At 71.9% G+C, this 12960-nt stretch carries 10 protein-coding genes; 7 read left to right on the top strand and 3 right to left on the bottom strand.

Features of this window, described 5'->3' with window-relative positions:
• Positions 1–21: 21 nt before the first annotated feature.
• From OG410_RS18275 to OG410_RS18265, 3 genes are all read right to left on the bottom strand, one after another.
• Positions 22–1650 carry a penicillin-binding transpeptidase domain-containing protein gene (locus OG410_RS18275; RefSeq protein ID WP_329300155.1) on the bottom strand — a complete coding sequence of 543 codons (1629 nt, stop codon included), beginning with the start codon at positions 1648–1650 and terminating at the stop codon, positions 22–24.
• Between the two features lie 220 nt (positions 1651–1870).
• Positions 1871–2359, bottom strand: a complete 489-nt coding sequence (locus OG410_RS18270) for a pyridoxamine 5'-phosphate oxidase family protein (RefSeq protein WP_329300154.1) — start codon at positions 2357–2359, stop codon at positions 1871–1873.
• A 144-nt stretch (positions 2360–2503) separates the two neighbouring features.
• Positions 2504–4240: a dolichyl-phosphate-mannose--protein mannosyltransferase gene (locus tag OG410_RS18265; RefSeq protein ID WP_329300153.1), complete on the bottom strand. Its 1737-nt coding sequence runs from the start codon at positions 4238–4240 to the stop codon at positions 2504–2506.
• Between the two features lie 96 nt (positions 4241–4336).
• Here OG410_RS18265 and rsmI point away from each other — a divergent pair, with 96 nt between their 5' ends.
• From rsmI to OG410_RS18230, 7 genes are all read left to right on the top strand, one after another.
• On the top strand, positions 4337–5191 hold the full coding sequence (rsmI, locus tag OG410_RS18260) for a 16S rRNA (cytidine(1402)-2'-O)-methyltransferase (protein WP_329300152.1): 855 nt from the start codon (positions 4337–4339) through the stop codon (positions 5189–5191).
• Between the two features lie 228 nt (positions 5192–5419).
• Positions 5420–5890 carry a hypothetical protein gene (locus OG410_RS18255; RefSeq protein ID WP_329300151.1) on the top strand — a complete coding sequence of 157 codons (471 nt, stop codon included), beginning with the start codon at positions 5420–5422 and terminating at the stop codon, positions 5888–5890.
• A gap of 86 nt (positions 5891–5976) precedes the next feature.
• Positions 5977–6864 (top strand): TatD family hydrolase, encoded by an 888-nt coding sequence (locus OG410_RS18250; RefSeq protein WP_329300150.1) that lies wholly within the window; start codon positions 5977–5979, stop codon positions 6862–6864.
• A gap of 547 nt (positions 6865–7411) precedes the next feature.
• Positions 7412–8929: a ubiquitin-like domain-containing protein gene (locus tag OG410_RS18245; protein WP_329304160.1), complete on the top strand. Its 1518-nt coding sequence runs from the start codon at positions 7412–7414 to the stop codon at positions 8927–8929.
• Positions 8930–9055: 126 nt separating this feature from the next.
• Positions 9056–10006: a 16S rRNA (adenine(1518)-N(6)/adenine(1519)-N(6))-dimethyltransferase RsmA gene (gene rsmA / locus OG410_RS18240; protein WP_329300149.1), complete on the top strand. Its 951-nt coding sequence runs from the start codon at positions 9056–9058 to the stop codon at positions 10004–10006.
• Complete coding sequence (locus tag OG410_RS18235) at positions 10003–10905, top strand: 4-(cytidine 5'-diphospho)-2-C-methyl-D-erythritol kinase (protein WP_329300148.1); 903 nt, start codon at positions 10003–10005, stop codon at positions 10903–10905. The genes rsmA and OG410_RS18235 overlap by 4 nt, the downstream gene beginning before the upstream one ends.
• A gap of 105 nt (positions 10906–11010) precedes the next feature.
• The gene (locus tag OG410_RS18230) at positions 11011–12816 is read left to right on the top strand and encodes an ABC-F family ATP-binding cassette domain-containing protein (RefSeq protein ID WP_329300146.1); all 1806 of its coding nucleotides are present in this window, start codon (positions 11011–11013) and stop codon (positions 12814–12816) included.
• The last annotated feature ends 144 nt before the right edge of the window (positions 12817–12960 follow it).

Here is a 12960-nt window from a genome sequence, read left to right as displayed (position 1 = left end):
CCCGTTCTGTGCGGAGCGACTTCAGCCGCCCGTTCGTAGCACAGCTGCGACGATCGGGCCGGCCGCTTGACCGCCGTGACCGCCCTCCTGCGTCATGGCGGCGGCCGCCATGTCGTTGCGGTATCCGGTGAACCAGCTGTTGGACTTGGCCTGGCCGTCGACCTCGGCGGAGCCGGTCTTGGCTCCGATGCTGCCGCCGAGTGCGCTCATCACCGGGGCCGCGGTGCCGCTGACGGCCGTGCGGTTCATCATCGCGCGGAGCTGCGCGACCGTAGCGCTGGACAGGCCCTTCGCGGTGGCCAGTTCACGGTCGTCGAGGGAGCGCGGCACGATGACCGGCTGCCGGAAGACGCCCGTCATCGCGGTGGCGGTCACCGACGCCATGTTCAGCGGGCTCATCTGGACCTGGCCCTGGCCGATCATGTTGGCCGCCGTGTCCGGGCCGCCGGAGGCGGGCACGGAGCCGTCGAAGGAATCGATGCCGGTCTTCCAGTTGTTCTGACCGAGTCCGAAGCGCTGCTGGGCCTCGTTGGTGAGGGAGTCGACCTTCACCGCGTCCGCGTACTTCACGAAAGCGGTGTTGCACGAGCGTGCGAAGCTGTCGGAGAGCGTGGCGTTCAGCTGCGGCTGCATGCCCTTGAGGTTGTGGAAGGTCTGGCTCTGCCAGGCCGCGTCGGGCGGGCAGGGCGCGGGGCCGTTGGCCGTCGTGATGCCGTTGTCGATGAGGGTCGCCGCGCTGATGATCTTCATCGTGGAGCCGGGCGCGAGTTTGCCGAGGAAGGCCGCGTTGAAGCCGTCCGCGCGGTGGTTGGCTACGGCGAGCACCTCTCCGGTGCTGGGTTTGACGGCCACCACGGAGGATTCGGCGAACTGGGTGACGGCCTTCTCCGCGGCGGCCTGCGCGCTCGCGCTGAGTGTCGTACGGACCTTGCCCGCCCGTCCCTCGGCGAGAGTGACCAGGGCCGTGTCGCCGCTGCTCTCGCCGCTGTGCCGGATCGACAGCTCGATACCGGGGGTGCCGCCCGCCGTGTCGCCGTACTTCTCCCGGAGCGCGTCCAGGATCGGTCCGAGGGACGGGTACTTCTCCTTCGTCAGGACAACGTTGTTCCGGTCCACGGCCTCGATCGCCGGGCTCGCCGACTCGCCCGTGACCAGGGTGTCGCCGTCCTTCAGCTCCGGGTGGACGACGGACGGCTTCCAGCCGACCAGGGCCTTCCCGGTGGTCTCGCCGCGGACGACGGTCAGTTCGGAGTCGTACGCGAACGGCTTGCTCTTCCCGTCGTACGACACCGTCGCCTTGACGGAGAACGGCACCCGCGCACCGGACGCGGCGCCCGGCGTGATCTTCACGTCGGTCAGATGCGCGTCGTCGCGGTAGCCGGCGAGCAGCCCCTCGGCGCTCGACGCGTAGTTCGTGTCCGCGGCCGCCTCGGCCGCGTCGCCCTTCTCCCAGGCCGCGAAGAACGCGCGGCTGGCCTCCTTGACCTCGGCGTCGCTCGGCGGCCCGGTCTTCACCGCGGCGGGCCCGCCGTCTCCCGTCGCACCGCCCCCGCTGACCGCGGTCACCACGTTGTAGGCGCCGTACCCGGCGCCGCCCACCATCACCGCGAACACACTGCCTATGACGGCAGCCCTGGCCCCCTTGCGCATTGCGCGAATCCCTCCCCGTGAACCCTCCTCCGAACTTCTGAACGCGTTCAGAAAAGCCGGTTCACTTCGCACTGTAGGTGCGGACGGGGCTCGTGGTGCAGACCTTCGCCGAATTGTTGCTCAAACCACGGAGACGCATCCGTGAACGTTATTCACGGATGCATCCATGCGTTTCTTTTCGGCCAGCCGGGTCGGTCTGGCCCCGGCTATCCGGCCACGGTCAGGCGGATGCCGGCGCCGATGATGCCGTGTCCAGCCAGATTCCGTCGCGCATGATGACTCTCCCGCGCAGTTCCGGCTCGCCGCGCCAGGCGCGCACCGTCCTCGGGGCCACTCGCACATACAGGAAGGAACCCTCTTCCACGCGTGGGTCCCACCCGAACTTTCCGGCGAACGCCTCCGCTGCGTCTCCGGGCACCTCTTGGTCCGGGAAGCACTCCGCCTCACCTTGGAGGAGCACCACGTCGAAGGTGTCCGGCAGCGCCAGGCGCACGCGCGCCTCCTTACGGACGTTCCGCGCGGTCACGGAAGTGGCGCCGGTGCACATCCACATCGCTCGCCCGTCCCACAGGAACCACAGCGGCACCTGGTGCGGCCCGTGATCAGGGTGAGCCGTCGACACCCACACATCCCGCTCGGTGGCGAGCCGCTCCAGAGCGTCGCGTATACGCTCCGCCGTCTCGCGGCGAACGATTCCCGTGGTCTCCATGAGGTCCGACCCTAGCCAGGCAGGCCCGAAGCACGCCTGAGGCGCAGGACCTAGTCCCAGCGGCCGATGGACCCCTCCGTCGGCGGCCGACAACGACCGAGAGGGCGCGACCGCCGGTCGCGCCCTCTCGGTTTGTTCGCCCGGCTAGACCCACGTATCCAGCCACATCCGGGACCGCCACTGTTCGATCGGGATGGCGGTGCCGGTGTACAGGGGCCAGAAGTAGATGAAATTCCAGAGGATCAGGAGGACCAGGACGCCCGCTCCGGCCGCGCCGATGACGCGGCGGCGTTCTCCGGCGCCCGGTGGGCCGAGGATCGCGCCGATCATCATCGTCACGGCGAGGCACAGGAACGGGACGAAGACGACGGCGTAGAAGAGGAAGATCGTGCGCTCCTGGTACATGAACCAGGGGAGGTAGCCGGCCGCGACGGCGCAGGCGATGGCGCCCGCCCGCCAGTCACGGCGGAAGGCCCAGCGCCACAGCACGTACAGGATCGCGAAGCAGGCGGCCCACCACAGCAGGGGCGTGCCGAGCGCCAGCACCTCACGGGCGCACTTGTCGCCGGCGTCGGAGGGGCAGCCGTCCTTGCCGGGCAGCGGGGACTCGTAGAAGTACGAGACCGGGCGGCCGAGGACGAGCCAGCTCCACGGGTTGGACTGGTAGGTGTGCGGCGACGACAGCCCGACGTGGAACTTGTAGACCTCGTGCTCGTAGTGCCACAGGCTGCGCAGCCAGTCCGGGAGGAAGGTCCAGTTGCCGCCTCTGCCGTCCGTCAGGGCCCAGTTGCGGAAGTAGCCGCCCTTGCCGTTGTCCGGCGACAGGATCCAGCCGGTCCACGAGACCAGGTACACGGACAGGGCGACCGGGACCGTCGCCAGGAACGCGAGGCCCGTGTCGTGCCGGAGCGATGCCACGTAGGGGTGGCGGGCGCCCGCCACCCTGCGCGAGGCCACGTCCCACAGGACCGCCATCACACAGAACGCGGCGAGGACGTACAGCCCGTTCCACTTGGTGCCGATGGCCAGGCCCAGCATCAGGCCCGCCCCCCAGCGCCAGGGCCGCAGGCCCAGCCGGGTCGTCTCGGCGATGTGCGCGTCGGGGCGGACGAAACCGTTCTCGTCGGCGGGCAGCGCGGCGGCCAGCCTGGCCCGCGCCTTGTCCCGGTCCACGACCAGACAGCCGAAGGCCGCCAGCACGAAGAACATCAGCACGCCGTCGAGCAGCGAGGTGCGGCTCATCACGAAGTGCAGACCGTCCACCGCCATCAGCGTGCCCGCGAGGCAGCCGAGGAACGTCGAGCGGAACAGCCGGCGTCCGATCCGGCACAGCAGCAGCACCGACAGCGTGCCGAGCAGCGCCGTCATGAAGCGCCAGCCGAAGGGGTTGAAGCCGAACATCCACTCGCCGAGCCCGATGACGTACTTGCCGACCGGCGGGTGCACGACATAGGCGGCGTCGCTGGGGACCGTGACGTGCCCGTCGCGCTGGAGGATCAGGTCGTTGGCGTTCTTCGCCCAGTTGACCTCGTAGCCGCGGTGGAAGAGCGCCCAGGCGTCCTTGGCGTAATACGTCTCGTCGAATATCACCGCCTTCGGGCTGCCCAGGTTCCAGAACCGCAGCAACCCGGCGAGCAGGGTCACCAGGAGCGGGCCCACCCAGCCCGACCAGCGGTTGAAACGGTCGGCGGCCTCCTGGCGCAGCCCGAGCGAGGCCCAGATTCCGGGGCCTGGCTTGGCGTACGGCGGTACGAGCCGGTCGCGCACATCACTTCTGGGCGGCGTCGTGTAGCCGAATCGGCGCAGCCGCTGCTGCCACGACGGCCGCTGCGCTGCGGCCTGGCCCTGCCGGGTGTCCGTGGAGGACGCGGTACTGGTCACCGCGCCATCGTAGGGAACAGGTCTGTGGGAGTCCCGTGCATGGGCCCCTTCCGGTCGGATGAGCTTGTCGGGCCGCGCCCCTGCGAGGATGGAACCGTGACAGGAATCCTTGTGTTGGCAGGCACCCCCATCGGCGACATCTCCGACGCGCCGCCACGGCTCGCCACGGAACTGACCGGGGCAGATGTCGTCGCCGCCGAGGACACGCGCAGGCTGCGCCGCCTCACCCAGTCCCTCGGTGTCCAGCCGACGGGGCGGATCGTGTCGTACTTCGAGGGGAACGAGGCCGCCCGGACTCCCGAACTCGTCGAGGCGCTCGTCGGCGGGGCGCGGGTCCTGCTCGTGACCGACGCCGGGATGCCCTCCGTGTCGGATCCCGGCTACCGGCTGGTCGCGGCCGCGGTCGAGAAGGACATCAAGGTCACCGCCGTCCCCGGCCCCTCCGCCGTGCTCACCGCGCTCGCGCTGTCCGGCCTGCCCGTCGACCGCTTCTGCTTCGAGGGCTTCCTGCCCAGGAAGGCCGGCGAGCGACTGTCCCGGCTGCGGGAGGTCGCCGAGGAACGCCGCACGCTCGTCTACTTCGAGGCGCCCCACCGGCTCGACGACACCCTCGCCGCCATGGCGGAGGTCTTCGGCGCCCAGCGCCGCGCCGCCGTCTGCCGCGAACTGACCAAGACGTACGAGGAGGTCAAGCGCGGCCCGCTCGGCGAGCTGGCCGCCTGGGCCGCCGAGGGCGTCCGCGGCGAGATCACCGTCGTCGTCGAGGGTGCCCCCGAGAAGGCCGAGGAACTGGACGCCGCCGAGCTGGTGCGCCGGGTGCGGGTGCGCGAGGAGGCGGGGGAGCGGCGCAAGGAGGCCATCGCCGCCGTCGCCGCCGAAGCGGGAATTCCCAAGCGGGACGTCTTCGATGCCGTCGTGGCGGCAAAGAACGCCGAACGAACCGGCCCATAGAAGGGCAAAGGACTATCGTGAAAAGCAAAGATCAGGCCGGGTGACAGGAGCCTTCCGACAAGGAAAGGCCAAATCGGCTCCAACACTCGACAGGCCGGATGCGTTCGCGCCGGGAGAAGCGTCCACTGGACAAAGGGACGCACCCGTCCCTCGCCTCCGGCGACTCGACGGAATCCAGGGGGAAATCCGCCGACGGAGGTGCTTGTCCAGCGGACAAGAGGAGCCGGCATGAGTGAGACCACAGGACGGACCGACGGTACCGCCGCCGGTCAGGTCACCGAACAGAACAGGCATCGCGGCACGGCGAGGGCCGTCGTCCACGAATCGTATTCCTTCGCCTGCATGCGCTGCGGGCACGGCTGGGAACAGTCGTACGAGATCGAGCACCACCGCGACGCGGAAGGCGTCGAGTTCGTGGTGTACGTGGCGAACGGCGAGGTCGTGCCGTCGCCGCTCAGCCGGCCCACCTGCCTGAACTGCGACAGCCACGTGGTGCGCATCATGCGCGCCGGCCAGGTGTCCTCCGTCCACGACTCCATGCACTCCATGACGCACCGCCACCGCCGGCCGGTACCGCACCAGCCCGAGGACGGCCCGGAGGGAGAGGCGCGGGCCGGGGCCTCCGACGCCCCGAAGGAGCCGCACCACTGGCATCTGTCGGACCTGCTGCACCCCTTCCAGCACCGCCGGGCGGGCTGACCTTCCCGGGCGGGACCCGCGCACGGGACCGCCCGTCGGCTCCCCGCGAGGTGAGGCGGTGCATGCCCCCTTCGTAGGATCGGGGCATGCCTTCCTCCGCCTCCGCCGCCGACAAGAACGCCGCACCGCCGCTCCCCGAGCCCCTGCGCGTTCCCGTGGCCGACTCGCACACCCATCTCGACATGCAGTCCGGCACGGTCGAGGACGCCCTCGCCAAGGCCGCCTCGGTCGGCGTGACGACGGTCGTGCAGGTCGGCTGCGACGTGAAGGGCTCACGCTGGGCGGCCGAGACGGCGGCCACGCACGACGCCGTCCACGCCACCGTCGCCCTGCACCCCAACGAGGCACCCCGTATCGTGCTCGGCGATCCCGACGGCTGGTCCCGGCAGGGCGCCCGCCGGCCGGGCGGCGAGGCCGCCCTGGACGAGGCGCTCGCGGAGATCGACCGGCTCGCCGCCCTCCCGCACGTCAAGGGCGTCGGCGAGACCGGCCTCGACCACTTCCGCACCGGGCCCGAGGGCAAGGAGGCGCAGGAGCGCTCCTTCCGCGCCCACATCGAGATCGCCAAGCGGCACGGCAAGGCCCTGGTCATCCATGACCGCGACGCCCACGCGGACGTCCTGCGCGTCCTGGCGGAGGAGGGCGCCCCGGAGCGGACCGTCTTCCACTGCTACTCGGGCGACGCCGACATGGCCGCGGTCTGCGCCCGCGCCGGCTACTTCATGTCCTTCGCCGGGAACATGACCTTCAAGAACGCCCAGCCGCTGCGCGACGCGCTGGCCGTGGCCCCGCTCGAACTCGTCCTCGTCGAGACCGACGCGCCGTTCCTGACCCCCGCGCCCTACCGCGGACGGCCCAACGCGCCGTATCTCATTCCGGTCACGGTGCGCGCCATGGCCGCGGTACGGGGGATCGACGAGGACACGCTGGCGACCTCGATCTCCGCCAACACGGCGCGCGCGTTCGATTACTGACCCATAACGGCCTCGGGGGGACTCTTCCCGGTCCGGCCGGGGTCTTCGGCGAGAAAGTGCCGCGACACAGCGTAGCCGCGTTGCTTGGGAGAGTGACGTCGCTCCGCTAGGTTCTGGTCGCCCGATCCGGACCCTGGAGCGTGTCGTCGTGAGCAGCTCGCGGTACGAGCCGTACAAGACGTACGGACCGACCGGTGGCCCCGAGGCCACCACCGTCGTCATGGGCGTCACCGGCGCCGCCGCCGGCCCGCCCCCCGCGGCGGACCCGCTCGGCACGGCCGGGCCGCCCGGCGCATTCGGCGCGCCCGCCGGGCCCGGCCTCGCCGGTGTGCCGCGGGCCGACCACGAGGGGTACCGCGGTCACGGGGAGTACCGGGGCCAGGAGGCGTGGGCGGACTCCGGTCACCCGCCTCACCCCGGTCATCAGACGTACACAGGTCACGAGGCCTACCGCGAGCACGAGCTGCCGACGGACCCCGGTCACCAGGCGCAGTCCGGTCACGACGCGTATGCCGGGCACGAGGTGCCGACGGACTCCGGGCGTGAGGTGTACGCCGGTCACGAGGCGTATGCCGGGCACGAGAGCTACCGCCGGCGTGAGGCCTTCTCCGGGCAGGAGGCGTACTCCGGTCACGCGGGGTACGGGCCGTACGGCGGAGTCTCCCCGGTTTCCTGGACCCCGGCCTACGGGACCCGCGCTGCCGGGCCCGCGGCGCCGGAAGCGCCCCGAGCCCCCTTGTACGGCGTGCAGGGCGCGTCCGGCGCGCGGGATGGGCGCACGGTGCCGGTGGCGCCCGACGCGCCGACCGAGCCCCGCCTGCCGCGTCTGCGGCAGGGCGACCCGGCCGCCACCACGAACCCCGTGGACGGTGTGGACGGTGTGGACGGTGTACGGGGTCGGGACGGCGCGAGGGGAACGGGCGGCCGGGCCGAGGCGCGTCGCGCGGCCCGGCGCAGGCGGATCCCCGAGCGCTCCGATTCCCTGCGGCGGCTGCTTCCGCAGGCCCTGGTCGTGGCCTTCCTGGCCGGCGGCACCTCCGCGTTCGTCGCCAACGACAAGGCGATCGAGCTCAGCGTCGACGGCAGACCGCGCACGCTGCACACCTTCGCGGACGACGTGTCGGAACTGCTGGCCGACGAAGGCGTGAAGGTGGGCGCGCACGACATGGTCGCGCCGGCCCCCGGCACCGCCCTCGCCAGCGGGGACGAGGTCGCGGTGCGCTACGGGCGTCCGGTGCACCTCACCGTCGACGGGGAGCGGCGCAGGGTGTGGACGACGGCGCACACCGTGGACGGAGCGCTCGGCCAGCTGGGGGTGCGCGCCGAGGGCGCCCACCTGTCGGCCTCGCGCTCCCGGCGCATCGGACCCGAAGGACTGGCGCTCGACGTACGGACCGAACGCGCCGTCACGATCATGGCCGACGGCCGGGCCCGGACGATCCGCACCAACGCGGCGAGCGTCGCGGAGGCGGTGCGGGAGGCCGGGATCACCCTGCACGGACAGGACATGACCTCCGTACCGGGCGCGAGCTTTCCGCGGGACGGGCAGGCGGTCACCGTGCTGCGCGTCACCGGGACCAGGGAGGTCCGCGAGGAACGGATTCCGTTCGAGGTGCGGCGGGCCGACGACGCCTCGCTGTTCGAGGGCGTCGAGGTCGTCGAGAACCCGGGCCGGTACGGGGCTTGGCGCCTCACCTACAGCCTGCGCACCGTCAACGGCGTCAAGCAGCGGCCCCGGCTCGAACGGTCCGAGGTGGTGCGGCACCCGCAGGACCGGCTGGTCAGGGTCGGCACGAAGCCGCATCCCCCGTCCCGCGGCGGCGCCGACCACCTGAACTGGAAGAGCCTCGCCGCGTGCGAGTCCGGCGGCCGGCCCGGCGCCGTCGATCCGTCCGGCACGTACGGCGGCCTCTATCAGTTCGACACCCGCACCTGGCACACCCTCGGCGGCACCGGACACCCCCAGGACGCCTCGGCCGCGGAACAGACGCGCAGGGCCAAGAAGCTGTACATGCGCCGCGGGACGACTCCCTGGCCGCACTGCGGGCCGCGGCTGCACAGCTGACATGGCCCCACCGGGCCCGGGGCGCACGGCCGGCATCGGCCCACCGGGCCGGGGCCGCACGGCTGACACCGGCACCACCGGGCCGCGGCTGCACGGCCGGGGCCCGGCCCCCCGTACCCTTGGCTCGTGACCAGCCCCACCTCCGACGCCCTCCTGGGCCCCGCCGAGATCCGCGAACTCGCGGCAGCCCTCGGCGTACGGCCCACCAAGCAGCGCGGCCAGAACTTTGTGATCGACGCCAACACGGTGCGCCGCATCGTGCGGACCGCGCAGGTGCGGCCCGACGACGTGGTCGTGGAGGTGGGCCCCGGCCTCGGCTCGCTGACGCTCGGTCTGCTGGAGACGGCGGACCGGGTCGTCGCCGTGGAGATCGACGACGTCCTCGCGAGCGCGCTCCCCGCGACGGTCGCGGCCCGCATGCCGCAGCGGGCCGACCGGTTCTCGCTGGTGCACTCGGACGCCATGCAGGTCCGGGAGCTGCCGGGCCCGCCCCCGACCGCGCTGGTCGCGAACCTCCCGTACAACGTCGCCGTGCCCGTCCTGCTGCACATGCTCGACACCTTCCCGACGATCGAGCGCACCCTCGTGATGGTCCAGGCGGAGGTCGCCGACCGGCTCGCCGCCCCGCCCGGCTCGAAGGTGTACGGCGTGCCGTCCGTGAAGGCGAACTGGTACGCCGACGTGAAGCGGGCCGGCTCCATCGGACGCAACGTCTTCTGGCCGGCGCCCAACGTCGACAGCGGTCTCGTGTCGCTCACCCGGCGTGCCGAGCCGATCTCCACGACCGTCCGGAAGAACGACGTGTTCGCGGCCGTGGACGCGGCCTTCGCGCAGCGCCGCAAGACCCTGCGCGCCGCCCTCGCCGGATGGGCCGGTTCGGCCGCCGCCGCCGAGGCCGCGCTCGTCGCCGCCGGTGTCTCCCCGCAGGCCCGCGGCGAGTCCCTGACGGTCGAGGAGTTCGTCCGGATCGCGGAGAACCGCGGCGAGGCGAGCGGCGCGGACACGAGGAACGCGCGCCGCTACCGCCCCGAGAACGCCGAGAGCGCCACCGAGAACGAGGAGTCGACCCAGCCGTGACGGAGACGGTGACGGTACGCGTCCCTGCCAAGGTCAACGTCCAGCTCGCGGTCGGCGGCGCACGCCCCGACGGCTTCCACGACCTGGCCAACGTCTTCCTCGCGGTCGGCCTGTACGACGAGGTGACGGTCACCCCGGCGGACGAACTGCGTGTCACCTGCGCGGGCCCGGACGCCGCCCAGGTGCCCCTCGACCGCACGAACCTCGCGGCCCGCGCCGCCCTGGAACTCGCCCGCCGGTACGGCATCGACCCCGCCGTCCATCTCCACATCGCCAAGGACATCCCCGTCGCCGGCGGCATGGCCGGAGGCAGCGCGGACGGGGCGGGCGCGCTGCTCGCCTGCGACACCCTGTGGGGCACGAACGCCTCGCGCGACGAACTCCTCGACATCTGCGCCGAATTGGGCAGCGATGTGCCGTTCTCCCTGGTGGGCGGGGCGGCGCTCGGTACCGGGCGTGGTGAGCAGCTGCGTGCCCTGGAGGTCGGCGGGACCTTCCACTGGGTGTTCGCGATGGCCGAGCGCGGACTGTCGACCCCGGCGGTCTTCCGGGAGTTCGACCGGATGAACGAGGGCGTACGCGTCCCGGAGCCGGTCGCCTCGCAGGAACTGCTGGACGCGCTGGCGAAGGGGGACGCCGGAGCCCTCGCCCGCACCGTCTCCAACGACCTCCAGCCCGCGGCCCTCTCCCTCTTCCCCGCCCTCGCCGACACCCTCGCGACAGGCCGCGCGGCCGGCGCGCTCGCCGCGCTCGTCTCCGGGTCGGGCCCGACCACGGCGTTCCTCGCGCCGGACGAGGAGTCCGCGCGGACCATCGGCCAGGTGCTTCTCGCCTCGGGCACCTGCCGGACGGTCCGCGTCACGCGGTCCCCGGCGCCCGGAGCGACGGTGCTCGACTGACCGGAGCGACGGTGCTCGACCGAGGGGACGGGGAACGCGCGGCGGGGGACGTCCGCCGCGCGGACTACCCTTGAGGGTCGATCGTCCCCCTTGTTCAGGAGAGAAATGGCCGTCAACCTGGTCAATGTCGAGTCCGTCAGCAAGGTGTACGGCACCCGTGCACTGCTCGACGGAGTCTCCCTCGGCGTCAGCGAGGGCGACCGGATCGGCGTGGTCGGCCGGAACGGGGACGGCAAGACGACCCTGATCCGCATGCTGGCCCGGCTGGAGGAGCCCGACACCGGCCGCGTCACGCACTCCGGCGGCCTGAACGTCGGCGTGCTCACCCAGCACGACTCGCTCGACCCCACGGCCACCGTCCGCCACGAGGTCATCCGGGACATGGCCGACCACGAGTGGGCCGGCAACTCCAAGATCAGGGACGTGCTGACGGGTCTCTTCGGCGGTCTCGACCTGCCCGGGTTCCCGCAGGGGCTCGACACCGTGATCGCCCCGCTCTCCGGCGGCGAGCGGCGCCGTATCGCGCTGGCGAAGCTCCTCATCGAGGAGCAGGACCTGATCGTCCTCGACGAGCCCACCAACCACCTGGACGTCGAGGGCATCGCCTGGCTGGCCAAGCACCTGCGCGAGCGCCGTTCCGCGCTGGTGTGCGTGACGCACGACCGGTGGTTCCTCGACCAGGTCTGCACCCAGATGTGGGACGTGCAGAAGGGCGCGGTGTACGAGTACGAGGGCGGCTACACCGACTACGTGTTCGCGCGGGCCGAGCGTGAGCGCATCGCCGCGACCGAGGAGGTCAAGCGGCAGAACCTGGTCCGCAAGGAGCTGGCCTGGCTGCGCCGCGGGGCGCCCGCCCGTACCTCCAAGCCGCGCTTCCGCGTCGAGGCCGCCAACGAGCTGATCGCCGATGTGCCGCCGCCGCGCGACAAGAGCGAGCTCATGAAGTTCGCCGGTACGCGGCTCGGCAGGACCGTCTTCGAGCTGGAGGACGTCACCGTGCAGGCCGGGCCCAAGGTGCTGCTCAAGCACCTGACCTGGCAGCTCGGACCGGGTGACCGTGTCGGCCTCGTCGGCGTGAACGGCGCGGGCAAGACCTCGCTGCTGCGCGCCCTGGCCGAGGCCGCCCGCAGCGACGGCGAGAAGCAGCCCGCCGCCGGCCGGATCGTCACCGGCAAGACGGTGAAGCTCGCCTACCTCTCCCAGGAGGTCGCCGAGCTCGACCCCACCTGGCGGGTCCTCCAGGCCGTCCAGTCCGTCCGCGACCGTGTCGACCTCGGCAAGGGCCGCGAGATGACCGCGGGGCAGCTCTGCGAGACGTTCGGCTTCAACAAGGAGAAGCAGTGGACGCCGGTCGGCGACCTCAGCGGTGGTGAGCGCCGGCGGCTCCAGCTCCTGCGCCTGCTGATGGACGAGCCCAACGTCCTCTTCCTCGACGAGCCCACCAACGACCTCGACATCGAGACCCTCACCCAGCTCGAGGACCTCCTCGACGGCTGGCCCGGCTCCATGATCGTGATCTCCCACGACCGCTTCTTCATCGAGCGCACCACGGACAACGTGTTCGCGCTCCTCGGCGACAGCACCCTGCGGATGCTTCCGCGCGGGATCGACGAGTACCTGGAGCGGCGCCAGAAGATGGAGGAGGTGGCCGCGGCGGCCGTGCTCGCCGCCGCCCCCGCCCCCGTCAAGGCCGCTTCCGCCGCCGACGCCCGCGCCGCCAAGAAGGAACTCCAGAAGATCGAGCGCCAGCTGGACAAGATCTCCGAGAAGGAGACCAAGCTGCACGCCCAGATCGCCGACAACGCCACCGACTTCGGGAAGGTCGCCCGACTCGACTCCGAGCTGCGCGAGTTGGCGGGCGAGCGGGAGGAACTGGAGATGCGCTGGCTGGAGCTGGCGGAAGACGCCTGATCCAGCGGGCAAACCACCCCCTGCCCGATCCGCGGTGCCTCCTGACGTGCGGTGCCCCCTGAGGTGCGGTGCCCCCTGACATGCGGTGCCTCCCGGGGAGGAGGCGCCGCGTGCCCGGCTCGGTCGCCCGGCGCGACCGGCCCG

Source organism: Streptomyces sp. NBC_00659 (genome assembly GCF_036226925.1).
Lineage (GTDB): Bacteria > Actinomycetota > Actinomycetes > Streptomycetales > Streptomycetaceae > Streptomyces.
This window is presented reverse-complemented; position numbering and strand designations above follow the sequence as displayed.